Source organism: Thiocapsa roseopersicina, from assembly GCF_900106925.1.
GTDB classification, from domain to species: domain Bacteria; phylum Pseudomonadota; class Gammaproteobacteria; order Chromatiales; family Chromatiaceae; genus Thiocapsa; species Thiocapsa roseopersicina.
In genome coordinates this window covers 1-26561 of record NZ_FNNZ01000038.1, presented here as the reverse complement: position 1 = coordinate 26561, position 26561 = coordinate 1, and the positions used below count along the sequence as shown (strand labels likewise).

The following is a 26561-nucleotide window of genomic DNA, read 5'->3' as shown; positions in this document are numbered from 1 at the left end:
CGACGCCGTGCAGACGTTGCTAGAGGACGAGTGAGGGTCAGGGACGCGTGACACACGCTCCGAGGTGTCACCTATGCCTCGTGGCGCTCTGCGCCACGTGCAGGTTTAGTGGAGTGACGAGCGAGGCCGCGCCGTGGAACCGATCAGGTTCACGCAACTTGATTCAAAAACAACTCAACCGCGGTCCACGCATAATTGTCCCGCGGTGTGCCCATCATGGCTCGTCCTTCGTGCTTTCGTCGGTACCGGGTCCAGTTGGATTGCCGGTCGGCTCGATGACCGGATAGCCGAGACAATGCGCGAGTGCCAGTCGCGTGTGCCGGCCGAGAACCTCGCGTGACAGACGGCGTTCGCTGAATGAGGACATCCGGTTTCCCGGAGGCGAATTCGGCCCGGCCAACCTTGAACGAGAGCTCGGGTTCACCGAGCGCGATCAAGTGACCGCGTTCGGTCGGAAGGGCACCAAGTCAATCGCGCCCGGACCAATCGCGCGCGAACTGCCAGGCTGTGCGACCGCTGCGCGAGCCACGGCGCAAGGCCCACTGCAGCGCGGCACGCTCAAGCGCTTCGCGCCCCTCGGATGCGGCCGTTTCGGAGGTATTGCCCAAGCGGGCGAGCCAGTGGTGGACGAGGACAAGGTACTGGGCCTGACTGAAGGGGTGAAAGGCGACCCAGAGGCCGAACCGATCGGAAAGCGAGATCTTCTCCTCGACCGCTTCGCCGTGATGTAGCTCGCCGTCGACGAAACGGGCCTCCCGGTTCTCTGACTGAAGCTCCGGCAGCAGATGGCGGCGGTTGGAGGTGGCGTAGATGAGCAGGTTCTCCGGTGTTGCCGTGATCGAGCCGTCCAAGGCGGCCTTCAGCGCCTTGTAGCCGGATTCGCTGGCCTCGAAGGAGAGATCGTCGCAGAAGAGAATGAAGCGCTCCGGGCGGTCGCGAATCAGCTCCAGGATCTCGGGGAGCTGAATCAGGTCGTCCTTGTCGACCTCGATCAGACGCAGCCCGCGGTCGCGCATCGCATTGAAGACCGCCTTGATCAGCGAGGATTTGCCGGTCCCGCGCGAGCCCCACAGCAGGACGTTGTTGGCCCCGCGGCCGGCGAGGAAGGCAGCGGTGTTGCGCTCGATCTCGGCCTTTTGCCGATCCAGGCAGAGCAGATCGGCGAGGTCGATCCGATGCGGAGCGGGCACCGCCTGCAACCAACCGCGATCGCCGCGGCGGCGCCACCGAAAGGCGTGGGCGGTCCAGTCCGGGAGCTCGGTGCCGCCGGGGAGCAGCACCGCGAGACGCTCCAAAAGGGTCTCTGCGCGTTGGAGAAGTCGTTTCTTGGCACCCATCTCGTTCACAACGTGTCAGTAATCAGTCGAGCATGGAATCGAATCGTTGTCGTTGTCGATTACGATTGCGACAACGACAATGACAACCGTGGCAAAGGAGATGTTTTTTAGTCTCTTAAACCGCGCCGGCTCCGGCGGTCGTCAAGTCTGCCGGGGCCGATCCTATCCAAAAACATCGCATACCGCGCCGGGCGCGGTTTAAAGCGCGACCGATCGAGGCAGGACATCCGCCGGAGTCTGCACGGATGCATCCTTTCTCAAGGCGCGATGCAGCCGAAGATCCTCCAGCCGCAACGGTCGTCCGACTGCGAAGCCTTGGGCATAGTCCACGCCCATCGTGCGAAGTCGCTCGATCAGCTCCGGGGTCTCGGCCCATTCGGCGATCGTCTTCATGCCCAGAACATGTCCGATATGGTTAATGGAGGAGACGAGCGCGCGATCGACGGGGTCCGTCTCTAAATTGCGCACGAAGCTACCGTCGATCTTGAGATAGTCCACCGGCAGGAATTTCAGATAGGCATAGGAGGCGAAGCCCGTTCCGAAATCGTCGACCGCGAAGGATGTTCCGAGTGCGCGCATCTCCAGCATAAAGGTCCGTGCGCGGCGCAAATCCGCCACGGCGGCAGTCTCCGTGATTTCGAAGCAGATGCTGGCGTAGGGGACCGCGTACTCGGCGAACTGACGTTTGAGATACGAGATAAAGCCGTCGTCCATCAGCGTGGTCCCGGACAGATTGATCGCGAGCATGAAGCGATCCGGAACCGCCTCGTGCCAGGCGGAAAGTTGCTCGGACTGGTGCGAAAAGACATGCGTGACGATCCAGCGGTCGATGGTCGGCATGAGGATGTGACGCTCGGCCGCCGCGATGAAGGTGTCCGGCACCACGGCGTTGCCCTTCTCGTCCTGCATCCGCGCCAGGATCTCGTAGTGGATGGGCTGATCGATCCCGCTGAGCGGTTGGATCGGCTGGGCCATGATTCGGAACCGCCCGTCGCTCAGTGCTCGGCCGATCGCCGGGACGAGGGCCAGGTCGCCGCGATGACGGATACTTTCGGCATCGCGATGGCCGTAGACATGGACTCGATCCCGACCCTTTTTCTTGGCGGCACGGCAGGCGATATCGGCCTGTCCGAGCGCATCGATGGCTCCGACCTTCGCGGGGTCGAACACAACCAGGCCGATGCTGAGCGTGATGTCGAACGAGCACTCCTGCCAGGTGAAGAGGAAGTTGCGGGTCGTGCGAATCAGATCTTCGCAGAGCGCCTTCGCCTGGTTTGCCGCCTCGCCGACGAAGAGGGCAACGATCTCGTCTCCGCTCAAGCGGGCCAAGGCGGTTGCGGCGGCCAATTTGGTCTTGACGATTTGCCCGAGCTGCTCGAGGGCCTTGTTGCCGGCGGCGTGGCCGAAGGTGTCGTTGATGACCTTGAAACGGTCGATATCGATCAAGCAGAGCGCGTGCTCGGGGTGCTCGTCGCCGCGCAGCGGCGTGACGGCACCGAGGATACGCTCGAAGGTCGGTCGGTTCTGAAGCCCCGTCAGTGGGTCGCGCTGCTCGAGGAACTCCATACGCTGCTCGCTGCGCTCGGACTCCGTCATGTCTTCGGCAATCAGCAGTCGGAAATCCTCGCCGTCGAGCGTCAAGGCACGGGTCAGCAAGCGCATCGGGAACTGCCGATCGTCCGCGCGAACACCGTGGAGGTGGAGCACGCGCGGTCCGAGTCCGAGGCTCGCCCGGGAGCCCTCGAAAACATCCGACAGCCGCAGATCCGGGATCAGGATCTCGATCGGCAATGCCAGGGTCTCTTCGCCGAGGCGTCCGAAGAGGATCTCGGCGGCGGGATTGAACAGGCGGATCCGGCCGTCGATGTCGGTCAAGATCACCCCGTGTGAAACGGTGCCGAGCAGCGCGCGCAAGGTCTCGCCGGCCGCGTCCAGATCAGCGAGGTCGCGCAGCTCCGCGCGCGCGAGCGCGCGGAAACGCAGATAAAAGAGCAGTGCAATCGTCGCCGTTGCCATCAAGACGGTCAGTGCCAGTGCCAGCGTGACCCCGAGCTCGCCGTCCTGTCTGCTCGAATCGGCCGCGATCGCGGACATCCGCTCGCGATAATCCCAGGTTACCAGGCCCAAGGTCAGGAGGCTGCCGCTCAGGGCGACCAGATAACCTCGTGTCGCCGAGCGCGTGGAGGCGGGAACAACCCGCCAGGGTCTCCAGGGATGCCGAATCAACCGGTTCAGACGCAGACTCATGGTCAGGCGCAGACGGCCCTGCGGCCGTCTAGGCGGTGAGCCTCCGATATTTGAGCCGGTGCGGCTGATCTGCCTCCGTGCCCAAGCGGCGATGCCGGTCGGCCTCGTAGTCGGCATAGTTGCCTTCGAACCAGGTTACCTGCGAGTCGCCCTCGAAGGCCAGGATGTGGGTCGCGATGCGATCCAGGAACCAGCGATCATGGCTGATCACCACCGCGCAGCCCGGGAAGGTCAGCAGGGCCTCTTCGAGCGCACGGAGGGTCTCCACGTCCAAATCGTTGGTGGGCTCGTCGAGCAGAAGGAGGTTGCCGCCGCTCTTTAAGAGCTTGGACAGATGCACCCGGTTGCGCTCCCCGCCGGAGAGATCGCCGATGCGCTTCTGCTGATCGGTGCTCTTGAAGTTGAAGCGGCTGCAATAGGCGCGCGAGGACATCTCGTAGCGACCGACCACGATGTTGTCGGCCCCGTCCGAGATCTCCTCCCAGACCGTCTTGCTGTCGTCGAGCGAGTCGCGGCTTTGATCGACGTAGGCGATCTGCACCGTCTCGCCGATGCGCAGGTTGCCGGCGTCGGGGTTCTCCTGGCCGGTCAGGATGCGGAACAGCGTCGTCTTGCCGGCACCGTTTGGACCGATGATGCCGACGATGCCGCCTTTCGGCAGGGTGAAGGAGAGGTTGTCGTACAGCAGATTGTCGCCGTACGCCTTCTTCAGCCCCTCGGCCTCGATGACCAAGTCGCCCAAACGCGGACCGGGCGGGATGTAGATCTCGTTGGTCTCGTTGCGGGCCTGGAATTCCTGCGACTGCAACTCGTCGAACCGAGCCATGCGCGCCTTGCTCTTGGCGTGTCGGCCCTTCGGGTTGGATCGCACCCACTCCAGCTCGTGCTTCATGGACTTGATGCGCGCCTGCTCCTGCTTCTGCTCCAGCTCCAGGCGCTGCTCCTTCTGCTCCAGCCAGGAGGAATAGTTCCCCTCCCAGGGGATGCCGTGTCCGCGATCGAGCTCCAGGATCCAGCCCGCGACATTGTCCAGGAAGTAGCGGTCATGGGTGACGGCGACGACGGTGCCGGGATACTCGTGCAGGAAGCGTTCGAGCCAGGCGACAGATTCGGCGTCGAGATGGTTGGTCGGCTCGTCGAGCAGCAGCATATCCGGCTTGGACAGCAGCAGACGGCAGAGCGCGACCCGGCGGCGCTCCCCGCCCGAAAGCTTGGTGACGTCGGCGTCCCAGGGCGGGAGGCGCAGCGCATCCGCGGCGACCTCGAGCGTGCGCTCCAGATTGTGTCCGTCGGTGGCCTCGATCAGGTTCTCGAGATCGGCCTGCTCTTTGGCCAAGGCGTCGAAGTCTGCGTCGGGCTCCGCGTAGGCGGCGTAGACGGCGTCGAGCCGCTCCAAGGCCGCCGTGATGTGGCCGAGAGCCTCCTCGACATTGCCGCGCACGTCCTTGGTCGGGTCGAGCCCCGGCTCCTGCGACAAGAAGCCGATCTTGATACCGGGCTGAGGACGTGCCTCGCCCTCGATCTCGGTGTCGAGACCGGCCATGATCTTCAGCAGGGTCGATTTGCCCGAGCCGTTCAGACCGAGCACGCCGATCTTGGCGCCCGGGAAAAAGGACAGCGAGATGTCGCGCAGGATGACGCGCTTGGGCGGCACGATCTTGCCGACCCGGTTCATTGTAAAGATGTATTGAGCCATGGGTACGGGGTCTTTATCTTCGGGACGACGTAGTCGAGGGACTGGATTTCGTGAGGGATGCGCGGTGGTGCGCTGCGTCGGTCGTGACCGGGATACGGATCGACCGCTTCTGCGCGACATTCTGCGCCGGCCTTCGAGAAATGTCCAAGGCGCGGGCGGCGCTCCCGCGATTAGAATGCCGACGAACAGGCGCGCCGCGAATCCGCGATGCCCGCGACCATGTGCACCGAGGATCAACCCGATGGGCGAGACAATCATTCCCGTGGTCGGCTTCGTCGCCCCGAGCGGTTCGGGCAAGACCACCTTGGTCCGACAGGTCGTCGCCGTCCTCGGCGGTCGCGGACGACGTGTGGGCTATCTCAAGCATGCACACCATCGCTTCGATCTGGACGTGCCCGGCAAGGACAGCTACGAGGTGCGCGAGGCCGGTGCGCAACAGACCCTGCTGGCCTCCAAGGCACGCTGGGCGTTGCAGGTCCAGAATCCGGTGCAGGGAGAGGACCCGGATCTCTATCGGATGCTCTCGCGGTTCGAGCTCGAGCGGCTCGATCTGATCCTCGTGGAAGGCTTCAAACATGCGGACTATCCAAAGATCGAGGTGCATCGGTCGGCTACCGGGGAAGCGCCGCTCTATCCGGGCGATCCTGGCATTATCGCCGTAGCTACCGACGGGCCCCTCGCGGTCGAGCCGCCGCTTGTCGTCCTCCCCCTGAACGCACCCGAGACCGTTGCCGATTTCATCCTCTCCCATCTCGACGACATCCGCTTGCGCATCGCCTCCTGACCCGCTTCAAGTCAGCGAAAAACCCGGACACGGAAGCGGCCGATCCAGAGGCCATCCAGGCCTGCGCGATGCGCGGATCCCGTCATCGCCGCCCGAATGCGCCTATTTCTCCGCCGTCAAATACGCGATCCACCCGGCGTCCGGCTCCCCGCTCTCGACCGGCACGAAGACGCCGTCCGGTTTCCCGTCCGCATCCCACCCCTGCCAATAGACCATGACGCGCGAGAAACCGGCCTCCGCCAGCAACTCGCGGATCTCCGGCAAGGTCCACAGCCGCCAGTCATAGCTGAAGGCGCGTGGCCATTCCGATCCGTCGTCGAACCGGAAATGGATATGACAGACCAGCCTGCCGGTCACGGGCTCGTACAGCGCCTGCTCCCAGATGTAGGTGAAACCGCCGCTTTGCGGATCCTTCACCCGCCGCTCTTCGCTCAAGAGGCGAAAGGTGTCGTAACCCCCGAAGGCGTCGAGAAAAAAGATCCCGCCCACCGCCAAGGCGTCGCGCACCCGCGCGAAGTAGCGCAGCAGATGGCAGCGGTCGCGGAGCAGCCAGTAGCTGCAATTCATCGCCAACACGATATCGGGGGCGGGCGTCTCGACCTCGCGGACATCCCCGTCGATCAGTGCGACGCGTGCCTGTGCGGCGGCGTCCAGCACCGCGAGATTATGGCGCCGTCCCCATGCCAGGACATCGGCGTCCAGATCAACGCCGCGGGCCTGATTGCGTTTGCGCCGACCTACCCACTCGCAGCACACCGCCGCCGTCCCGCAGAAATCCTCCCGCAGCATGCGGGCGCTTCGCCCGCGCAATTGCCGAAAGGTCCGGTCGACGAAGTCGATCTCCGTCCGAGGGTTCTGGACCGCGAGCTGATAAAGACGATAACGATCAGAAAGATCCGCCATCGTTGAACGTACCGGATCCTTTCGGGAGGCCATGTTCCTGTCGACTGCTCCTTTGGTTGATTTCCGGAAAATACCATCCCCGCCGCCAAGCTCGAGGACATGCGCCGATCCTGCGAGCCCGGCGCAACGTCTTCCGATCGAAGCCGGTTACCGACGCCCGTCCCAAGCCTGATTTGAATGCAATCCTACCTTCCTGTACGCTATGCGGCTCGCGAGCTGAACCACGGCGATCGGAGAGCAACTCTCCCGCATGTGCGATCGCGATTCCTGCGGAGAGGTGTCCGAGTGGCTTAAGGAGCACGCCTGGAAAGTGTGTATAGGTTAACAGCCTATCGAGGGTTCGAATCCCTCCCTCTCCGCCATTATCTATGCTTATGTATTTGTTTCTAAAATAAAAATAATAGCGAAGTAGTCGGCATACCCACCAACGTACCCACAGAATCATCCGGGCTTCCTCAAGCCGTCCTTGGTCAAAGCAGGAAGTTCCGCAACGGGCCGCAGCCGGCAAGGCATCACCGTCGATTTGTTTGCGTATGTCCGTGGCCCCCGCGGCCAGATACACTGCCTCTGCCCGCCAAAGCCGATCATGCTTGTGCGCAGCAAAGAGACGATGCATGACCTCCGTCGGAGGCTGAGCCGCACCCGCAGCCCGCTTCACCGACGGCCTTGGCATCAGCGTCTTCTTCGCAGCAGGCCGACACCACTACGCAACTTCCCTCTGCGTGATTCCTTCGATCTCCGACAGGGCCAACGTTAGGCCGAAGTCATTCTCCGATCAAGGGGTTGAAGCGACGTCCCTCGGGCTCATTGTTCTCGTCGTATGCAACGGGAGCGGGTTCGGTGCGCCGCACTTAGATAACCATCGTCGTGCCCGGGTTCGCCACGCTCGGGGCGGCGGATTCGGGACCGCGGCCCTTCGCCACTGCGGCGAAATGCCGGCTCCCTGCGCCTAACCCAACAGGGATAGTCACTTCCGGGAGGCCGTTCGGCGCCAAGTCCCGGGGGGCAGTCCGACCAAGCGCTTGAAGGCGCGCGAGAAGGCGGCTTCCGACTCATAGCCCACGTCCAGGGCGATGGATGCGATGGACCCATTGGTCTCCCGCAGGAGGCGCGACGCGACCTGGATCCGCCAGTTGGCCAGGTAGTGCATCGGCGGCTGGGCCAGGAACTGCATGAACCGCTCATGCAAAGCCGAGCGGGACAGGCCGACCGCGCGCCCGAGCTCATCGATCGTCCAGGGGCGCTCGGGCTGCTCGTGCAGCAGGGCAAGGGCACGTCCGACATAACGGTCGCGCAGGCCGGCCAGCCATCCGGTGGCGTCCTCCGGCAGGCCGTCGAGATAGCGCCGCGCGGTATCGACGAACATCATCTCCGCCAGCCGTTCGAGCACGGCATCCGCGCCGGGGCGATGCTCGGTCGACTCTTGGGCGGCTTGGTCGATGACGCGCGCGACCCAGCCACCGATGCGGGCCGCCGGCAGGTGCAGCAGGCGCGGCAGGGCGGCCACCAGCGGATTGAAGGGGCGCAGGTCGCATCCGAAGAAGCCGCAGACCAGGATGGTGTCGGCGTCGGCGACCGGCGTGGGAGCGCCGGGCTCCCTGACGCCGCGATGAAAGGCGATGGGTATGGGCTTGGGCTCGTGCCGCGTGGCAAAGACCCAGTCCGCGTGGATCCGATCGGGCTCTACGCCCGGGGCACTAGAGATCACGTGGGCGTCGCCGTGCGGAAACATGACGATGTCCCCGGCCCCCAGCCGCACCGGCGCAACCCCGCTGATGGCCGCCCAGCCGCTGCCCTTGGCCACCATGTGGAATTCCATCACGTGCTCGGCGCCGGGCATCACCGCCGCGGCAATCTCCCGAGCGGGGGGCGCCTCGGCCGCCCAGTCTTCCCAGTTGCTCACGTAGTAGAAGACCGCGCCGCGCAGACGAACGGCACGCAGCAGGTCGGAGAGGGTATCTCGACTCATTGCTCTGCTCCGGTCGGAAACGCGCGACCGGCACGCGGCGACCCTGGATCCGGGGCCGCCCAACGGCGGACGCACGAGCAAAATTGTAGGACTTTCAGTAAAGCAGCAACAGACGTTCGGCGAAAGAATGGCCTCGTCGGAACCCGGTGATCGCCACGCGGAGCCGGGCCGACAGAAGCCCGACGTCCCCAATCCACCGGAGATCGATCATGAACGCACCCTTTGCGCTTTCCCCGTCCATCCAGTCCAGCGCCTGGGCCATTCCCGTTCCGCCTTCGCCCGACCTCGAAGCGATCAAGCAGCGTCAGCAGGCTACCTGGGCGAGCGGCGATTACGCCGTCATCGGCACCACGCTGCAAATCGTCGGGGAATCCCTGGCCGAGGCCGTGAATCTGCGTGCCGGCGAGCGGGTGCTCGACGTCGCCGCGGGCAACGGCAATGCTTCCCTGGCCGCGGCACGGCGCTTCGCCACGGTGACCGCGACGGACTATGTGCCGCACCTCCTGGACAAGGCCGCCACGCGGGCACGGGTCGATGGGCTGGCCGTGCAGTGTCGCGTCGCCGACGCCGAAGCGCTGCCCTTTGCCGACGGCAGCTTCGATGTCGCCCTGTCGACCTTCGGTGCCATGTTCACGCCCGACCACAATCGAACCGCGGACGAATTGCTGCGGGTGGTTCGCCCCGGCGGACGCATCGGCCTGGCCGCATGGACGCCGGATGGATTCATCGGCCACCTGTTCCGCCTGGTCGGTACACATGTGCCGCCGCCGGCGGGCGTCCGCTCACCGGTGCGCTGGGGCGATGAACCCTACCTGGTCGAGCTGTTCGGTCCCCGGGCCGCCGACATCCAGTGCGCGCATCGGACGTTCAACTTCCGCTACCGTTCCGCCGCCCATTGGATCGAGGTCTTCCGCACCTACTACGGTCCGACCCACAAGGCCTTCGCGGCCCTGGACAGCGAAGGACAGGCGCGGCTCCACGCCGATCTGATCACACTGCTCGAGTCCCGCAACATCGCCGGGCCGAACTCGCTGGTGGTTCCCGGCGAATACCTCGAGGCCGTGATCACGCGCCACTGACGGACGGAGAATCCGCGATGCAACCGCCGAGACGAAGCCGGGCGGTTATGTCGCCGGACGTCGGTGACGGCAAGGCCTGCTCCTTCCCTTTGGCGGCTCCGGGTGTCGATGTCGCTTTCCGGAATCCGCCTTCACAGGGAGGGCTGACCGATCGGTTTCGGCTTCCCCGCAGGGTTCAACGCGGGCAGATTCCGAGCAGGTTCCTCACCCGTTTCCAGGGTTGCAGGGTCACAGGAGCCCGGTCGGCGCCGCGGTCGAAGAAGAATCCCGTCGAGGATCCGCCGTCGAGGTTGATGGCGCGATCGATCCGCCAAGGCATCAGGGCGTCCGGGGAGGCAAGGATCACACCGAGCTCGGCGAGGGTGAGGGTGCTCATGGTCGCACCGATGACCCAGTGTCCGCGCCAATCCGTAGCGACGAAGGTGCGGCGCCGTGGATCGGACGTGGACAGTCCCCGCACCGAGCGTGCGTTTTCCACGAGATAGGGCCCGGTCTGCAACAAGGCGCTGATGTTCGGGTGATCTTGGAACCGGCCACGCCGGACGAGGTGGATGCCGCGCTCGTCGCTGTAGATCACGCCGCTCAGGAGTCTTGCCGTCTCGAAGCGATTGATCCGTCGTCCTTTGGAAATCACGAGCCCGGACGGCTGCCAATCCGGATGGAAAAAGCCGCCGTTGACCCCGGCCACGCAGCCCTCGCTGCGGAAGGCGGACTCCAGCGTCGGGTAAGCCGCCTCGGGGCCGGCCCCCAGATCGATTACCTCCAAGCGGAACGCTCGCGAGGTGAAGAAGGCGAGGTGTGCGGTGACTTGCTTGCCGTCGGACGGTCGCATAGCGGTGCGCTTGGAGTAGGCGACGTCTGCGTTGATGTCCTGCCGCTCCGGCTCCCCGGCGGGCATCCAGTCCGCGGCGAGCGTGGTCGAAGCCTGCAGCAAAATGGCCAGGAGGAAAATGCGCGGCCACGCTGGACAGGCGTTGAATACCCTGACGTCCGGCATTGCTAAGGCCGCCGAGAGAGTCCGCGCTGAATGCAGTGCCTGCCGAACCGGCGCCGGATCGCATCGAGCGTCGCGTCGAGGCGATCATCCGCAGGATCCTGCTCGCGGGTGTCTATCTCCGCGAAGAGATCCGACTGCACGGGCGCCTGCGCCCAACCGGAGAGACCTAGACCGATCAGCCGCACCGCCCGACCGGCATGCGTGTCGGCCCGGTACAGGTCCCACGCCGCGTCGAAGATGACCCGATCATCCGCGCTCGGTGCCGCCAGGGTACGGGAACGGGTGTGGGTCTCGAACGGGTGCAGGCGGATCTTCAAGGTGACTACCGTGCCCTTGCGGGCATCGTGTCGGGCCAGGTAGCCGACCTCCTGCGCAGCCCAACGCAGGGTGTCGCGCAGAACGTCGCTGTCCTCGACATCCTCGGCGAAGGTCGTCTCCTTGGAGATCGACTGCCGTTCGGTGGCCGGATGGACCCGGTCGTCGGCGATGCCGTTCGACTGCAGGTGAACCTGGGTGCCGGTGCGTGCACCCAAGCGTCGGCGCAGTTCCTCCAGCGGCCGGGAGCGCACGTCGCCGACCGTCCGCAAGCCCGCCTGTTCGAGTCGTCGGGCCGTCACGGCGCCGACGCCGCGCAGGGCGGCGAGCGGCATCGGATCCAGGAAGGCGCGGACCTCCTCCGGGCGCACCACCAGGAGTCCATCCGGCTTGCGGGCGTCCGAGGCGAGCTTGGCGATCAGGCGATTCGGACCGATGCCCACCGAGGCGGTCAGCCCGACCGCTTCGCGGATGGCCGCCTTGGTGCGCCGGGCGACGACCTCGGGCGGACCGACCAGCCGCTCCAATCCTGAGACATCCAGGTACGCCTCGTCGATCGAGACCGGCTCGACGACCGGGGCGAGGGTGCCGAGCACCCGCATGATCTCCCGCGACACCTCGGCATAGCGCGCCATGTTCGGGCGCACGTAAACCGTCTCCGCCGGCAGACGGCGCACCGCCTCGGAAATCGGCATGGCCGAGTGCACGCCGAAGCGTCGCGCCTCGTAGGAGCAGGTGGCAACCACGCCGCGCCGACCGGGCGCGGCGCCGACGATGAGGGGTCGCCCGCGCCACGCGGGGTGATCGCGTTGCTCCACGGCGGTGTAGAAGGCATCGAGATCAATGTGCATCACGAGTCGAGGCATACGGCATGGTGCCGCTCCGAGGCGATGGCTGCAACGACGACTGCATAAACCGATCGAGACTGCGCATCCCGGTCCGAACAGGGTAGGATCGGGTAGCGGACACTCTGAAAGATCACCGTTGCCGCCGCGAGAGCCGCGTTCAATCCGGTGTCAGGGCCGGAAAGCTCAGCCGGACCTCGGTGCCCGTCTGCGAATCGGAGGCGATGCGCATCTCCCCGCCGTGCTGCTCGACGAGGCGCCGCACGATGGCGAGGCCCAGGCCGGTTCCGTTGGTCTTGGTGCTGAAGAAGGGCTCGGTCAGACGCGCCAGCAGGTGGGCCGGGATCGGCTCGCCGCCGTTGTGCACTCGCAACAGGATCCGCTGCTCCGGTGCCTGCACCTCGATGTGCCAGGTGACCGGAGAGCCCTCGGGCGCGGCCTGACAGGCGTTGTCGGTCAGGTTCACGAGGATCTGTCGCAGGCGATCTTCATCGGCGAGGATATGTGCGGTTGTCGGTGTCGAGGCGAGGCAGACCGGGTGTCGTCGGTCGCCGTCGGTGGAGCCCGCAACGAAGTCGGCGAGGGTCGAGACGAGATCGACCGCCTGCAGATCCAGACTCAGCGGCTTTGCATAGAGAAGCATGTCTTCGAGCAGGCGCCGCATTCGCTGCGCCTCGCCGGAGCCGAGCGCGATGCGCCGTTGCGCGCGCTCCTCCAACGCGAGTCCGGCGAGCGACTCCAACGCCATGGACACCGTCGTGAGCGGGGTGCGTAGCTCGTGGGCGATGCCCGAGGCGAACTCCCCGATGGCGGCCAGGCGGCCTTGCTCGGCGAAGCGGGCGGTGCGTCCGAACGCCTGGGTCAGGAGCTGTGCGATGTTGCCCAGGAGACGCCGCCGAGCGGTATCGAAGCCCTCGGGGCGACGGGTCGCGAATACCACCACCGCCGGGACGGGCGTCTGCGTCTGCGCGGTGAGCGGCAGGAAGATCGCGTCACGCATGCCGAGCGCGACCAAGTGACCGAGAAACTCGTAGGCGGGATTCTCGTGCACCCGGGTGACGGCATCGGCGACATGGATGGGCGCGGCCTCGGCCAGCGCGGACTCGAGCAGCGTGCCCTGCAAGCGGTAAAGCCGCCGATCGCTCGGCTGCGGCCTGCCGTCCAGCCAACCGGTCTCGACATGCGCGTTGGCACGGGCATCGTCGATGAAGACCACCCCGATCCAGTCGAACCCGAGCAGGTCCCGAAACTCGCGGCTGAGGAACCCCAACAGCTCGTCGAGATCGCTGCCTTGCTGCAGACGGCGAATGAGCTGGTGCAGCAGATCGAGCCGGACCGAAAGGCGATTGAAGCTGCCGGTCAGCTCCCGGATCTCGGTGCTGCCCTCCACCGGCGTACGATGCCCGAAATCGCCGTCGGCGACGCGTTGGAAGCCGGCGATGGTGCGCCGCAGCGGCGCGAGCACGCGGTAGCGCAGGATCAGCAGTAAGCCGGCCGCGACCAGGATCACGACGACCGCCAAAGCGAGCGCACCCTGGACCACCTTGCGATACTCGCTTGCGGTCCAGTCGCGCAGGGCTCGGGTCAGCCTCGCGGTGGCATCGCCGAGGACGGCATGCTCGGCGATGACGTGCTCGGCCGCCCATTCCAGACGCGGCTCCTCGGTGTCCTCGCCCATCGCCTCGAAGAGCGCGCCACGCCAGCCCTCCCAGGCCAGCTCCAAGTCCCGGATGGCGAGTGTCACGCCGCTGCCCAGGCGCGGCATCATCCAAGGCAGCGGGGTCGGCACCTCATGGCTGAAATCGCCCTTCATGAAGGCGTCGACAACCTGATCGAAGGTCGCGACGTGGGTCGTCAGATCGCGATAGTAGAGTCGGACATCGCGGTAGTAGGTCGGATAGTCGCGCGGGGCATTCTGCTTGTAGTTCATCCCTTGGGTGTGGATCTGCTCGGCAGTCAGCTCGAGCCGCCCTGCGATCTCGACGAGTGCGTCGTAGGCCAACTGGCGCTGAAAGGCGCCGACGGCATAGAGGCCCGCACCGGCGAAGAGCAGGACCAGGCCGAGAAAGCCGGCGGTGAGCTGAAAGCCGAGGCTGGAGAGGCGCTGAGCGAGCGTCATGATCAGGCGAGGGATCGATCAGCACGCCGTCCCGAGCAAGACCCCCTTGGTGCGTAGATCCTCCATCAATCCGGCCCCGAAGGCGATGACCTGCTCGGGATCCGGATGGCCGAGCTCCGCTGCGATGCGCCCGAGCACCTCGCACCCGGTCTGCGGGCTCGACTCCTCTTCCAGAAGGATCAACAGACGCTGCGTGACGGCGTTGATTTCGAGAAAGGCAATGTCGTCCTCGGGCGTGCGATAGACCACCAGATGGGTTGGCTCGTCCGGTGGTGCATCCGGTCGGCAGTCCGGCCCGATGCGATGGACCGGGAAGCGATAGCTGAGATTCCAGGCCAGCGGCGAGACCACCGGGCGACCATCGAGCAGGTCGCCGGACGGATCGATGCGGGTGCGGTCCGGCTCGACGTCGCTGATCTGCAACGCCAGCTCGACCCATTCGTAGTGCGCCAGCTCCAAGAGAAAGGGTGGATCCCGAGGATCGCCCGTCCGTGCCGTCTGCAGAAAATCGAGAAACTCCTGTCCCAGCTCCAGGAAGAGCGGTGTCTTGGCGCGATGACGGACGAAGAAGTCCCGGATCAGGCCATCCCACTGCGCGTCGGGCAGGATCCGGCGAATGACCGGAAAGTTGCCCGCGAGCAAGGCCGAGACGTTGTTGAACACCAGATCGCGATAGATCGCCATGCGGCGATCCTCGACATCCTCCGGTCCGGGGACCCGTGCGGGATCACGCAGATGCGCGGCGAAGGCGCGCTGGCGTCGGATGAAATCGGGTTGGATGACATCGGCTTGCTCAGGCATCGGCCGCGCTCCGCGCCGATCGCGCCGCGTGGACCTGCTGGATCTGTTTGATCCGATCCACCTCCCGAACCAGCTCATCCAAGGGCGGGATGTTGAAGTCGCGCTCCAGGAGTGTGGGGAAGACCCCGAAGCGCGCGTAAGCCAGATCCAGCAGCTCCCACACCGGGTCGATGACGTCCGCGCCGTGGGTGTCGACCCGCAGATCCTCGGCCTCCACATAGTGGCCGGCGATATGGCCGTAGCGGATGCGCTCCCCCGGCAGGGCGGCCAGGAAGGCGCGTGGGTCGTAGCCGTGATTGACGGCATTGACATGGATATTGTTCACGTCGAGCAGCAGGTCGCAGTCGGCCTCGGTCAGCACGGCCTTGATGAAGTCGATCTCGGACATCTCCTGCCCCGGTGCGCCGTAGTAGGAGACGTTCTCCAGGGCGATGCGCCGCTCCAGGATCTCCTGCACCCGACGGACGCGCCCGGCGACATGGTGCACGGCCGCTTCGGTGAAGGGGATGGGCAAGAGGTCGTAGAGATGGCCGTCGTCGGAGCAGTAGCTCAGATGCTCCGTGTAGGCGCGGATCCCGTGCTCGTCCAGGAACGCCTTGATCTGCCGCACGAAGTGCAGGTCGAGCGGGGTTGGGGCGCCGATCGAGAGCGACAGTCCGTGACAGACGAAGGGATGGCGCTCAGTCAACGCGCGCAGGCGGCGCGCGTTCACGCCGCCCATGCCGATCCAGTTTTCCGGGGCGATCTCGTAGAAATCGACCGCCTCGGGAGCTCGCTCCGCCAGGGCGCTCAGAAAAGAGCGTCGCAGACCGAGGCCAGCGCCGTGAACGGGGTAGGGTTCTGGAGTCATGCCGTCAAAAGGCTCCGTTTCGAATCGTTATACCTGGAAAGAGCAGTTGAACCGCAAAGAACACAAAGGGCGCGAAGGATTTCGACAAGCCGTTATTATTCTCTGCGTCCTTTGCGCCTTTGCGGTTCTAACTCCCGAATTTAGGTTATACGGATAACGACCGCGCGAGCGGAGGCGCTATTTCAGTCGGGATCTACTCGACGGCCGCCGCGACGATCTCTGCGAGCACGCTGTCGATGTTGTCCAAGACCGCCGCACAGGCGCCGAGGCCGTGCCGGGTATCGAGCCAGGCGGGCGCGTTGTAGGCAACCTGCGTGACGCCGTCGGCCCCTTCCCAAATCAGTAGCTTCAGCGGCAGATCGATCGCGACCGTGGCGTTGCAGTGCATCAGTCGCGTGCCTGCCGTCGGGTTGCCGAAGATCAGCAGCTCGGTCGGCGGCAATTCCAGACCTGCTTTGGTGGCCCCGGCCGCATGGTCGATGCGGGCGAAGACCCCGAGACCGCGCTCGGCGATGGCCGCCTCGGCACGATCCGCGGTTTCGGCGACACCATGCGGGCTCGTCGTCGCCACTAGGCCGTTGCTCGGTCCATCGCCGGCAAGTGCCCAAGATGCGGAGTAGATCGAGATCAAGACGAGGCCGACAAATCCGAGTTTCTGCATGTGTTCGGTGCTCCGGTTAGAGCGGCCGTGTCGCCGCATTCCCGAGTGTGCCTGATCCCGGGCACCACGTCCGCTGCCGTTCGGCAGACGGTTTCCATGAGATCCAACAATAATCGTATCGGGACCGGCTTGATCAAGACCGCATCGACGGCCGGCGGGAGAAGCCCGCTCCGGTCGATGCCGTGGCGGCCGCTGCAGATCGCCACCAGAGCGGCGGGGTGGTCCGCACGCAGCGCCTCGGCGAGCATCACCCCGTCGCCGTCGGGCAGATCCGCATCCACGATGGCCAAGTCAAAGCCGGCCGCGGCGGCGATCGTGCGCGCCGCCGCGCAGGTGCGCGCGAGCAGGAGACGGGCGCCATGCTCCTCGAAGGTCCAGGTCAGCATCCGGCCCAGGGCGCGATCGTCCTCGACCAGCAGGACCCGCGGCCGGCGGCCCTGACACGCGGTGAATCGGTCGACGGCATCGGTGGGGCTCATCCGCGTTCCCCCAAGCCGGCGCGCAGCTTTTGACGCGCCCGAAACAGGCGCGTCCCCACGCCGGCCGAGGTCAGGCCGAGTCGATCGGCGATCTCCTGCTGCGACAAGCCGTGGAGCACCTGCAGGACGAGCGGCTCGCGATACTCGACGGGCAGCTCCCGGATGGCGCGACGCAGGACGAAGGCCTCGGTGGAGGTGTCGTAGGTCACATGGCTGTCGGGGAGCTCCTCGGTCGGGATGTCCGAGACCTGGCCTTGGGCGCGCTGGAAGCGGCGGGCGTTCTCGCGTCGCACGATCGTGAAGAGCCAGCCCTTCACGGCGTCGCGGTTCTGCAGCTTATCCAGCGAGCGCCAGGCGCGCAGCAGCGTGTCCTGCACCAGATCCTCCGCGGTATGGACGTTGCCCGAGAGTCTGTAGGCATAGCGGTGCAGATCCCGCCCGTAGGCTTGTACCAGCGCGGCGAAGCCGGGCGTCTCGGGTGTTGGCTGGGGCAGGGCGGTTTCGGAGAGTGCAGTGTTCATGGCGATGGTCCGGCGACGGATTGGAGTCGCCGTAACACTGCCATTTGTCGTGCCAGTCCCTATCTCTCAGAAAAATATAACCTTTTCTGGATTTCCCCAAATTCGATTGAACGAAGCGTTGTAACGAATCGTGACGACGCCCGGCCCCGTCGCGCGTCCTGTCACGATTCGTCGCATCTGCCCGACGCACGGCCCCCGCAGATGCGCTCCTCACGCCGCGGCGCGAAAGAGACCGATCCCGATGCGGGTCCTATCCCCCGAGAACCGTCGAGAAGCCCCGTCAAACACGCCGAGATCTTTGCCGCGGCTCGCCGGCGCTGACCCTGCGCCACAGCCTGCCCGACAACCCGACAAACCCAACCGGACCCAATCCAACTCGATGAGGACCGCCCCATGATCACGCTCGCCCGCCGACTCCAAGGCGTGCTCGAGACCACCCGCGCACTGGATTTTCTGGGCCCGCTGGCCCTGCGGCTCTATTTGGCCCCGGTCTTCTGGATGGCCGGAACCAAGAAATTCGCCGACTTCGAGAGCACCGTGCAATGGTTCGGCAACCCCGACTGGGGCCTGGGCCTGCCGTTCCCGGCGCTCCTGGCCTTCCTCGCCGCCGGCACGGAGGTTCTGGGTGCGATCCTGCTGGTCATCGGCTTGGGCGTACGTTGGATCTCGCTCCCGCTGATGGTCACCATGGTCGTCGCCGCGGTGACCGTGCATTGGCAGAACGGCTGGCTCGCCATCGCCGAGGGGACCGGATCACTGTTTGCGAGCGAGCGCACGATCGGTGCCATCGAGCGCCTCGACCGCGCCAAGGACATCCTGCGCGAGCACGGCGACTACAGCTGGCTGACGGAGAACGGCGGCCTGGTGATCCTGAACAACGGCATCGAGTTCGCCGCGACCTACTTCATCATGCTGCTTGCGCTTTTCTTCATCGGGGCCGGGCGCTATCTGAGCATCGACTTCTGGATGGCGCGTCGCTTCGCCGGGGCGGCGCCCGAGCGGTCCGTCGGGGCGAGCTTCGGGGGCCGACGGGCAGCCGCCACAGCGCGCATTTCGTAAGCACGCGACGTTCGCAATGGCGGCGAGCCGATACCGCCGGATGTGCTTGCCCGCATCGGCCAGCCGTTCTTCTTCGACGCTGAATCAGCGGACTGACTCAGCGGGCGGGCATCGGGACCTGCAGGACCAGGGTCTCCGGGGCCAGGCAGATGGCGTCGTTGCACGCCTGAAGACGCAGCTCGAAGGATAGCCACGCGCTTGGATCCTCGCCGGCATTGGCCCTCTGCTGCGGGTTTTCCTCGAGCGTCGTCTCGATCCGGACCCGGCCCTGATGAACCGCGAGCGGCTCGCGCTGGAAGCCCAGTCGGAGGATCTCCGGGGTCGGATAGGCGGGCGCCACCATCCGCCAGTGGGCATGGTCCCCGCGCATGCGCAGGGTCGTTGCAGTTAGCTCGTCCTGCAGCGGTCGGTGGGCATTGACGTGCCAACCCGGTCGCATGCTCAGATCGACCACCAGGCTTGCGCTGCCATCCTCGCACGGGCTGTTTGGTGCGCTGATGCGGGCGTCGGCGCGCACGGCGCCCCGTGCCGCGTATTGCAGGGGTCCGGTGTCGCCGTGCCGCATCAGGATAAGTGCCGTCAGCAGCGACGGGAAGGCGCTCGGGGCCCGAGCAATCAGGCCCGATGTGCTCGCCAACAGAGACGTCGCGTGCCGCTCGTAATCCAGCTTATCCGTGCGCCGGATCAGCTCCGCCAGCAGTTGCAGGGCCGCCGAGGTGGCGGACGGCATGACCCCATCGGTGAAATCCTTCGGCCGCGCCATCAACGGGGTCTCCTCGGCGGCCTCGCCCATAAAGAGACCGCCTTCGCCGCGATCAGCAAAGCGCTCCCACAGCGCATCGGCCATCTCGCGGGCACGCGTCAGCCAGCGCGGCTCCCCGGTGGCGTCATAGAGCGCGATCATGGCCTGTCCGAGAAAGGCGTAGTCCTCCAAAAGCCCCGGCTGCGCGGTGCGTCCGTCGAGATAGACGCGGTTGATCCGACCCGGCGCCGGACGCTGCTCGGTCCAGAGCAGCTCCGCGGCGCGTTCGGCGGCGCTCAGATAGCGCGGCTCGTCCAATGCCTCGGCGGCCTCGGCGAGCGCGGCGATCATCATGCCGTTCCAGGCGGTGAGGATCTTCTCGTCGCGATGCGGATGCGGGCGCCCCTCGCGGTGCCGGTAGAGGCGCTGATTGATGGCGTCCAGGCGCTGCCGCAGCTCGGCCGGGGTCAAGCCGCGGGCGGCGGCGAAGGGCTCCGGCGCGATCGGCAGATGCAGGATGTTCCGTCCCTCGAAGTTGCCGGATTCGGTCACCGCGTAGAGGGCGATGGCGAGCTCGGCGTCCTCGGGCGGCAGCACGGACCTCAGCTCGTCCGGCGTCCAGAGGAAAAACAGACCTTCCTCGCCTTCGCTCTCGGCGTCGGTGGCGGAATAGAAGCCGCCCGCCGGGGATGTCAGATCGCGCAGCACGAAGTCCAGGGTGCGCCGGGCCACGCGTGCCAGCTCCGGGTCGCCGGTCAGACGCCAGCCGGCCAGATAGAGGCGCGCGAGCTGCGCCTGGTCGTAGAGCATCTTCTCGAAATGGGGCACGAGCCAGTCGTTGTCGATCGCGTAGCGATGGAAGCCGCCGCCGACCTGATCCTGGATGCCGCCGCGCGCCATGCTCCGCAGGGTGAAGACGGCCGCCGTCAGCGCGGCTTGATCGTCCCGGCGCAGCGCCTGGTCGAGCAACAGCGCGAGCCGCGGCTGCTGCGGGAACTTGGGTGCGTCGCCGAAACCGCCCTGCATCTCGTCATGCTGCTCGAGTAGACTTGCGGCGGCCTGATCGACGATCCGGTCTTCGAGCTCGGCGGCTTGTGCCTCGGCGGCGAGCGCCTCGGCAACGACGCGTGCGATCTCGGCCGCCCGGGTACGCATCTGTTCCGGCTGCTCTTGCCACAGAGTGTTGACGCGGTGCAACAGTGCGCTGAAATCGTCGGGCGGGAAGTAGGTCCCGGCGACGATGGTCTCGCCTTGGGGTGTGAGGATGCTCGACATGGGCCAGCCGCCGCTGCCGGTGAGGAGTTGCACGGCGGTCATGTACACCTGGTCGATGTCCGGGCGGACTTCCCGATCGACCTTGATCGCCACGAAATGCGCGTTCAGCAGCTCCGCGATGGGGCCGTTCTCGAAGCTCTCGCGCGCCATTACATGACACCAGTGGCAGGTCGAGTACCCGATGGAGAGGAACACCGGCTTGTTCTCGCGGCGGGCGCGTTCGAACGCCTCCGGACCCCAGGCATACCAGTTCACCGGATTGTGGGCATGCTGGATCAGGTACGGCGAATCCTCCAGGATCAGGCGGTTGGTATAGCGAGGACGGCCATCTGGGAGCAGGTGCTCGGTGCGCGGGCGGTAGTCCGGTCCCTTGGCCGCGAGCGCCGCCGCCAGCCGGCGTTGCAGCTCGGGCGGGTACGTCGCCGAGACGTCCGCTGCCGCATGCGCGCCGTCGCGGCCCTCGGCGCCGACACCGCCAACCTCCGCAGTGGTCAGGTAGAGCAGAAGGGCAAGCCCGACGAGTAAGCAGTTCATGCTACCTCGACAGCTCCACCTTATCGAAGACCTCGGCCCGCGACAGCTCCGCCTCGGCGACGCGCACCGGGATGGATTCCGACGGATACTGGTAGCTGCTCAGACTCCAGGTCCCGTCCGGCTGGAGGAGGAACAGCTCCGCCTGGATCCGATACTGCGACAGCAGCAGGCCTGCCGGCTTTCGAGGTGTCCCTTCATTCCAAGTCGCCGAACAGGAGTCCTAAGTCGATCTCGATCGCTTCGAACGGCGGGATGCGCACCTTGGCCGAGGTCTCTTCCGGGCCTTCGGCCGTGAACGCGGCTCGGTATCCGCCGGCATCCAGGGCATAGGCGATCAGCGCTCGGTCCTCGGGTGCGACAATCCAATAGAAGGGAACTCCGGCGCGCTGCAGTCGCAGGAAGTGCGTGACTGTGTCCTTGCGCTCGTGGCCCGGGGAGAGGATCTCGCAGACCCAGTCCGGCAACACGGTCATGACGCCGGACGGGCGCTCCGGCAGCCGCTCCTTGCGCCAGCCGGCCAGGTCGTGGCTGGGACAGTGGTGCTCGTTGTAACGCACACTGATCTCGGGGACGATCCACCAACCGCCTGAGCCGCCTAGACGCTTCAAGGGAATCGTCTCTTCCACCAATCCCGACTGCGCCAGCCCATGCTCGAAACGACTCATCGGCCGCTGCACAATCTCGCCGTCGATCAGCTCGACGTGCTCGTCGCCCGGCCAGGCTAGTAGGTCGTCGATGGTTCGAAATCGTTGCGCTTCCATCCGGTGTTGCTCGCAAGGCAGCTGGTGAGGGGGTGATAACAGTATCCAGCTTAGCACTCAGTGGTTCAGATGCTTCAACGCTCCAGGTCTGCGGCTCGGCAGAGCGGTGTGAACCTCGCCGGAGATCGCCTTAGCCGCGGCAACACGTCGAACTGGGACGGCGAAGCCATACGCGGCCTCCATCGGTTTCGACGTGGATCGCCGGCGAGCGACGCACGAACGCGCTGCGGAGGTTGATGCCGGGACCTGAGAAGCCCGCTAAATCTGTAGGCGAAAAACATTCAACGTATCGGTTGATAGTGGGCCTTCGATCTGCCAGTATCGGGATCATCAAGCCATCCCGGCAGTCGGAGGCACACCCCTTTGGACAGCTTCATCCAGACCCACGAGGCAACGATCCGCCTCGTGTTCTTCTTCGGCATCTTTGCGCTCATGGCGATTTGGGAGGTCCGCGCCCCGCGCCGCACCCGGGCGTTGACCCGACTGCAACGCTGGACCAGCAACCTCGGACTGGTCGTCTTGAACACGGTCGTGCTGCGTATCCTGTTTCCGGCCGCCGCGGTCGGAATGGCCGTCTTTGCGAGCGCGCAGAGCTGGGGGTTGCTCAACGCGCTCGACGTGTCGGGCTGGCTGGCGGTGCTTCTCGCCGTCGTCGTGCTCGACTTCGTCATCTGGGTGCAGCACGTGCTGTTCCACGCCGTGCCCGCGCTGTGGCGGCTGCATCGGGTCCATCACGCCGACCTGGACTATGACCTGACCACGGGCGCGCGCTTTCACCCGATCGAGATCGTCCTCTCGATGCTGATCAAGTTCGCGACCATCGCCGCACTCGGCCCGCCGGTCGTCGCCGTCATCCTTTTCGAGGTCATTCTCAACGGCATGGCCATGTTCAATCATGCCAACGTGCGTCTTCCGCTCGGGGTCGACCGCGCCTTGCGTTGGTTTGTGGTGACACCCGATATGCATCGCGTCCATCACTCGATCGAGGACGACGAGACCAACTCCAACTTCGGTTTCAACCTGTCCTGGTGGGATCGCCTGCTCGGCACCTACCGCGACCAGCCGCGGGCCGGCCACGAGGGTATGACCATCGGGATTCGCGACCATCGCGATCCGCGCCGGGTCGATCGGCTCGACGGGATGCTGGTGCTGCCCTTCATCGGACAGGTGACCGACTATGCGATCAATCGGCGGCGCTGGGAGGATCGGTCGCGGGACACGCGTCCATGACCAAAACCGGTCCGATCGCGCTCGGACCGATCGCGGCCCTCGCCCTCCTGCCGCGTCCGGCCATCCGACTGCAGGGTCGACCGACTCCGGACCATCCATCGCCCGCACAGACACCCGTCTGCCCGGAAACCACAACGTCACGACAGGAGTAACCCATGTCCAAGGTTCTGTTCATCCTCAACGATCCACCCTACGGCACCGAGCGCAGCTTCAACGGTCTGCGCCTCGCCAAGTCACTCGCCGGGAAGGACACCCATGTCACCGTCTTTCTGATGGCCGATGCCGTCGCCTGCGCCAAGTCCGGGCAGAAGGTGCCGCAGGGCTACTACAACCTGGAGTTGATGGTGAAGGCGATCGCGCGCGGCGGCGATGTCCTGCTCTGCGGCACCTGTCTGGATGCACGCGGAATCACTGATGCCGAGCTGATCGAGGGCACGCGCCGCAGCACCATGGACGCGCTGGCCGAGGCGACCTTGACGGCTGATCGGGTCTTGGTGTTTTGAGCCGGATCTATCTCGACTACAACGCCAGCACACCGATTGCCCCGGCCGTTGCGCAGGCGATGCAGGCAGCAATGGCGGATGCCTTCGGCAATCCGTCCAGCCTGCATTGGGCCGGCGCACCGGCACGGGAATTGGTCGAGCAGGCGCGTGCGAAGGTCGCCGCGCTGCTCGGCTGCGCACCCCGGGAGATTGTCTTCACCAGCGGCGGGACCGAGTCCAACAACCTCGCCCTGAAGGGGACCTTCTTTGCCGCGCGTCGCGCGAAGTCACATCTGATCACGAGCCGGATCGAGCATCCGGCCATCGTCGCGCCGATGCGCTTCTTGGAAGGGTTGGGCGCCCGCGTCACCTGGCTCCCGGTCGACGGGGCATGGCCGCGTCGATCCGGACGACCTGCGCCGAGCGATCCGACCCGAGACCATCCTGATCAGCCTGATGCACGCCAACAACGAGGTCGGCACCATCCAGCCGATTGCCGAGTGCGCGGCCATCGCGCGCGAGCATGGGATCCCCTTCCACACGGATGCCGCGCAATCCGTCGGCAAGATTCCGACTCGTGTCGATGATGGCATCGATCATCTCGGCGTCGACCTGCTCAGCATCGCCGGCCACAAGTTCTATGCGCCCAAAGGTGTCGGTGCCCTGTACGTGCGCGCCGGCACGTCCCTCGAGCCGCTTCTGCATGGCGCGGGACACGAGGTCGGGCGTCGTGCCGGCACCGAGAGCGCGCTCTTGACGACGGCTCTGGGCGCTGCCTGCCGCCTCGCGGCGGATCTCTCCGAGATGCCTCGGATCACCGCGCTTCGAGACCGCTTTTGGACGGCGCTTCAGGACCGTTTCGGCACGGGCGTCGTGCTCAACGGCCATCCGGACCTGCGCCTGCCCAATACGCTCAACTGCTCCTTCATCGGCGCCCAGGGCGGCGATATCCTGGCCGGACTGGACGGCGTGGCCGCATCCGCCGGCTCGGCATGCCACTCGGGGAAGACCGCGTCTTCGCCCGTGCTTCAAGCCATGGGCATCCCGGACCCGATCGCCCGCGGGGCCATTCGCTTCAGTCTGGGGCGCGAGACGACCGCAGAGGAGATCGATGCGGTCGTGCAGCGCCTGCCGACACGGCTCTAATCCCGTACATCGTCGCTCGGCGCAACGGGAGCGCCCGAGCTGTGCCTGGACCGATCCCGATATCCCAACGAGAGAGCCCATGTCCGCACCTACCCAGAACAGCCTGGCCACCCGCTGCGTCCATGCCGGCGAGCGCACCGATCCGCACGGCAGCCCCCATACGCCGATCTACACCACCACGACCTTCGCCTTTCCCTCGACCGCGGCGCTGCTCGACGTCGTCGAGGGACGCGTCGCCGGAAGCCTCTATACGCGCTACGGCCTGAACCCCAGCATCCTCGCTCTGGAGGAGAAATTGGCGGCCTTGGAAGGCGCCGAGGCCGCGTTGGCCTTTTCATCCGGCATGGCGGCGGAGTCCGCGCTCTTCTTCGCCCACGGGCGCGACGGCATCGTCTGTATCGGCGATGCCTACGGCGGCACCCTGGAGCTGATCGGTCAGCAGTTGCCGCTGCTCGGAATGCCGACCCATCTCCTGCTCGGCCATGAGCTCGAGCAGCTCGACAGACTCCTCGCCGAGGGCGCCCGTCTGGTCTTCCTCGAAACGCCAACCAACCCGGCCTTGGAGGTCTTCGACATCGCCGCCTTGGCCGAGCAGGTCCATGCCCGGGGCGCTCTGCTCGTCGTCGACAACACCTTCGCCTCGCCGGTCAATCAGCAGCCGCTGGCGCTCGGTGCCGATCTGGTCGTGCACAGCGCGACCAAATATCTGGGCGGACACAGCGATCTGACCGCCGGCGCCCTGATGGGCGCGCGGGCCCTGTTGGATCCCGTGTGGAACTGGCGCAAGAATCTCGGACAGATGCCCGCACCCGAGACGGCCGCCCTGCTCGCGCGCAGTCTGCGCAGCCTGGTGGTGCGGGTGAGACAGCAGTCGGCATCCGCCCTGGTTGTCGCCCGGGCGATGGAGGTCCATCCGCGGGTCGCCCGCGTTCTCTATCCTGGCCTCCCGTCATGCCCCGGTCATGCCCTCGCGACGCGACAAATGAGCGGGTTCGGCGGGATGCTGACCATCGAGATCGCCGGCGACGGCGCGGCGGCCACCGCGGTCGCCGATCGCCTCGAGCTGTTCGCGCTCGCCCCCAGCCTCGGCGGGGTCGAGAGCCTCGTCACCCAGCCCTGCACCACGACCCATCATGGTCTCACGCCCGAGGAGCGCGCCCGGCGCGGCATTTCCGACGCCATGCTGCGACTCTCCATCGGATTGGAGGACGCCGAGGATCTGATCGCCGATCTGCACCTAGCGCTCGGCTGATCCGACGCAACCGATTCATCAACCCCACGGAGATCGACCCATGAGCCATCGCCTTCAAATCGCCGGACCCGCTCTCGCCATTGGGCTGCTCGCCATGACATTTACGGCCGGCGCTGCTGCCGAAGAGGTCACCCTGACCGACCAGGGCCTCACCCTGAACGCCAACCTGGAGACGACCGGCGCCGACTGGCAACAGGGGCCCGTGGTGCTCATGACCCACGGCACACTCGCCCACGGCGGCATGGAGATCATGCAGACCCTGCAATCGGCCTTGCTGGAGCGCGGGATCAGCTCGCTCTCCATGACCCTGAGTCTCGGTCTCGACAACCGCAGCGGCATGTACGACTGCGCCGTGACCCATACTCACCTGCATACCGATGCCGTCGGCGAGATCGGCGCTTGGCTCGGCTGGCTGCAGAGCCAAGGTGTCGAGGAGGTTGCCCTTTTGGGACATTCGCGCGGCGGCAATCAGTCGGC

24 protein-coding genes, 1 tRNA gene and 1 pseudogene are annotated in these 26561 nt (G+C 65.9%); 10 read left to right on the top strand and 16 right to left on the bottom strand.

Annotation, left to right across the window (positions count from 1 at the left end):
• Positions 1-214: 214 nt before the first annotated feature.
• The 4 genes from BLV04_RS25125 to ettA all read right to left on the bottom strand — a co-directional run bounded on the left by BLV04_RS25125 (position 215) and on the right by ettA (position 5280).
• Positions 215-367: a hypothetical protein gene (locus BLV04_RS25125; RefSeq protein ID WP_175534761.1), complete on the bottom strand. Its 153-nt coding sequence runs from the start codon at positions 365-367 to the stop codon at positions 215-217.
• A 100-nt stretch (positions 368-467) separates the two neighbouring features.
• Positions 468-1337, bottom strand: a complete 870-nt coding sequence (locus tag BLV04_RS22400) for an ATP-binding protein (protein ID WP_093038032.1) — start codon at positions 1335-1337, stop codon at positions 468-470.
• Positions 1338-1535: 198 nt separating this feature from the next.
• Positions 1536-3584: a putative bifunctional diguanylate cyclase/phosphodiesterase gene (locus BLV04_RS22395; protein ID WP_093038024.1), complete on the bottom strand. Its 2049-nt coding sequence runs from the start codon at positions 3582-3584 to the stop codon at positions 1536-1538.
• A 28-nt stretch (positions 3585-3612) separates the two neighbouring features.
• Positions 3613-5280 (bottom strand): energy-dependent translational throttle protein EttA, encoded by a 1668-nt coding sequence (gene ettA, locus BLV04_RS22390; protein WP_093038021.1) that lies wholly within the window; start codon positions 5278-5280, stop codon positions 3613-3615.
• A gap of 232 nt (positions 5281-5512) precedes the next feature.
• Here ettA and mobB point away from each other — a divergent pair, with 232 nt between their 5' ends.
• A complete protein-coding gene (gene mobB, locus BLV04_RS22385) occupies positions 5513-6064 on the top strand; it encodes a molybdopterin-guanine dinucleotide biosynthesis protein B (protein WP_093038029.1) in 552 nt (183 codons plus the stop codon).
• 102 nt (positions 6065-6166) lie between these two features.
• On the opposite strand, the gene BLV04_RS22380 is transcribed toward mobB, so the two are convergent.
• The gene (locus BLV04_RS22380; protein ID WP_245731997.1) at positions 6167-6967 is read right to left on the bottom strand and encodes a class I SAM-dependent methyltransferase; all 801 of its coding nucleotides are present in this window, start codon (positions 6965-6967) and stop codon (positions 6167-6169) included.
• A 271-nt stretch (positions 6968-7238) separates the two neighbouring features.
• Here BLV04_RS22380 and BLV04_RS22375 point away from each other — a divergent pair.
• Positions 7239-7329, top strand: a tRNA-Ser gene (locus BLV04_RS22375).
• 605 nt (positions 7330-7934) lie between these two features.
• Here the strand turns inward: BLV04_RS22375 and BLV04_RS22370 are convergent.
• A complete protein-coding gene (locus BLV04_RS22370) occupies positions 7935-8936 on the bottom strand; it encodes an AraC family transcriptional regulator (RefSeq protein ID WP_093038014.1) in 1002 nt (333 codons plus the stop codon).
• Between the two features lie 209 nt (positions 8937-9145).
• On the opposite strand from BLV04_RS22370, the gene BLV04_RS22365 reads away from it, so the two are divergent.
• Positions 9146-10015, top strand: coding sequence for a class I SAM-dependent methyltransferase (locus BLV04_RS22365; protein WP_093038011.1), 870 nt, complete (start codon positions 9146-9148; stop codon positions 10013-10015).
• Positions 10016-10190: 175 nt separating this feature from the next.
• Here the strand turns inward: BLV04_RS22365 and BLV04_RS22360 are convergent, their stop codons facing one another.
• From BLV04_RS22360 to BLV04_RS22325, 8 genes are all read right to left on the bottom strand, one after another.
• A complete protein-coding gene (locus BLV04_RS22360) occupies positions 10191-11012 on the bottom strand; it encodes a phosphodiester glycosidase family protein (protein ID WP_093038010.1) in 822 nt (273 codons plus the stop codon).
• 2 nt (positions 11013-11014) lie between these two features.
• Positions 11015-12178 (bottom strand): DNA polymerase IV, encoded by a 1164-nt coding sequence (gene dinB, locus BLV04_RS22355; RefSeq protein ID WP_245731996.1) that lies wholly within the window; start codon positions 12176-12178, stop codon positions 11015-11017.
• 154 nt (positions 12179-12332) lie between these two features.
• Positions 12333-14291, bottom strand: a complete 1959-nt coding sequence (locus BLV04_RS22350) for a sensor histidine kinase (protein ID WP_093038003.1) — start codon at positions 14289-14291, stop codon at positions 12333-12335.
• 18 nt (positions 14292-14309) lie between these two features.
• Positions 14310-15092, bottom strand: a complete 783-nt coding sequence (locus BLV04_RS22345) for an HvfC family RiPP maturation protein (RefSeq protein WP_093038000.1) — start codon at positions 15090-15092, stop codon at positions 14310-14312.
• A complete protein-coding gene (locus BLV04_RS22340) occupies positions 15085-15942 on the bottom strand; it encodes an HvfB family MNIO-type RiPP peptide maturase (RefSeq protein WP_093037997.1) in 858 nt (285 codons plus the stop codon). The genes BLV04_RS22345 and BLV04_RS22340 overlap by 8 nt, the downstream gene beginning before the upstream one ends.
• Before the next feature lie 193 nt (positions 15943-16135).
• Complete coding sequence (locus BLV04_RS22335; RefSeq protein ID WP_093037994.1) at positions 16136-16603, bottom strand: DUF302 domain-containing protein; 468 nt, start codon at positions 16601-16603, stop codon at positions 16136-16138.
• On the bottom strand, positions 16570-17082 hold the full coding sequence (locus tag BLV04_RS22330) for a response regulator (RefSeq protein ID WP_093037991.1): 513 nt from the start codon (positions 17080-17082) through the stop codon (positions 16570-16572). Before BLV04_RS22330 ends, BLV04_RS22335 begins: the two co-directional genes overlap by 34 nt.
• Positions 17079-17603 (bottom strand): sigma-70 family RNA polymerase sigma factor, encoded by a 525-nt coding sequence (locus BLV04_RS22325; RefSeq protein WP_093037988.1) that lies wholly within the window; start codon positions 17601-17603, stop codon positions 17079-17081. The genes BLV04_RS22330 and BLV04_RS22325 overlap by 4 nt, the downstream gene beginning before the upstream one ends.
• A 393-nt stretch (positions 17604-17996) precedes the next feature.
• Between BLV04_RS22325 and BLV04_RS22320 the strand changes: the two genes are divergently transcribed.
• Positions 17997-18662 carry an HvfX family Cu-binding RiPP maturation protein gene (locus BLV04_RS22320; RefSeq protein ID WP_093037985.1) on the top strand — a complete coding sequence of 222 codons (666 nt, stop codon included), beginning with the start codon at positions 17997-17999 and terminating at the stop codon, positions 18660-18662.
• Positions 18663-18759: 97 nt separating this feature from the next.
• Here the strand turns inward: BLV04_RS22320 and BLV04_RS22315 are convergent, their stop codons facing one another.
• The gene (locus BLV04_RS22315) at positions 18760-21213 is read right to left on the bottom strand and encodes a thioredoxin domain-containing protein (RefSeq protein WP_093037983.1); all 2454 of its coding nucleotides are present in this window, start codon (positions 21211-21213) and stop codon (positions 18760-18762) included.
• Positions 21214-21407: 194 nt separating this feature from the next.
• Positions 21408-21974, bottom strand: coding sequence for a Uma2 family endonuclease (locus BLV04_RS22310; protein WP_093037980.1), 567 nt, complete (start codon positions 21972-21974; stop codon positions 21408-21410).
• A gap of 363 nt (positions 21975-22337) precedes the next feature.
• On the opposite strand from BLV04_RS22310, the gene BLV04_RS22305 reads away from it, so the two are divergent.
• The 6 genes and pseudogenes from BLV04_RS22305 to BLV04_RS22285 all read left to right on the top strand — a co-directional run.
• Positions 22338-23204: a sterol desaturase family protein gene (locus BLV04_RS22305; RefSeq protein WP_245731995.1), complete on the top strand. Its 867-nt coding sequence runs from the start codon at positions 22338-22340 to the stop codon at positions 23202-23204.
• Positions 23205-23359: 155 nt separating this feature from the next.
• Complete coding sequence (locus BLV04_RS22300; RefSeq protein WP_093037978.1) at positions 23360-23707, top strand: DsrE/DsrF/TusD sulfur relay family protein; 348 nt, start codon at positions 23360-23362, stop codon at positions 23705-23707.
• Positions 23708-23766: 59 nt separating this feature from the next.
• A pseudogene (locus BLV04_RS25770) lies at positions 23767-24018 on the top strand (aminotransferase class V-fold PLP-dependent enzyme); the annotation flags it as partial.
• Positions 24002-24832: a cysteine desulfurase family protein gene (locus BLV04_RS22295; protein ID WP_342721924.1), complete on the top strand. Its 831-nt coding sequence runs from the start codon at positions 24002-24004 to the stop codon at positions 24830-24832. The pseudogene BLV04_RS25770 and the gene BLV04_RS22295, both read left to right, overlap by 17 nt.
• Positions 24833-24911: 79 nt before the next feature.
• On the top strand, positions 24912-26084 hold the full coding sequence (locus BLV04_RS22290; protein WP_093037975.1) for a trans-sulfuration enzyme family protein: 1173 nt from the start codon (positions 24912-24914) through the stop codon (positions 26082-26084).
• Between the two features lie 40 nt (positions 26085-26124).
• Positions 26125-26561, top strand: a 437-nt coding sequence (locus tag BLV04_RS22285; protein WP_503660764.1) for an alpha/beta fold hydrolase, incomplete at its 3' end; no start/stop codon positions are given.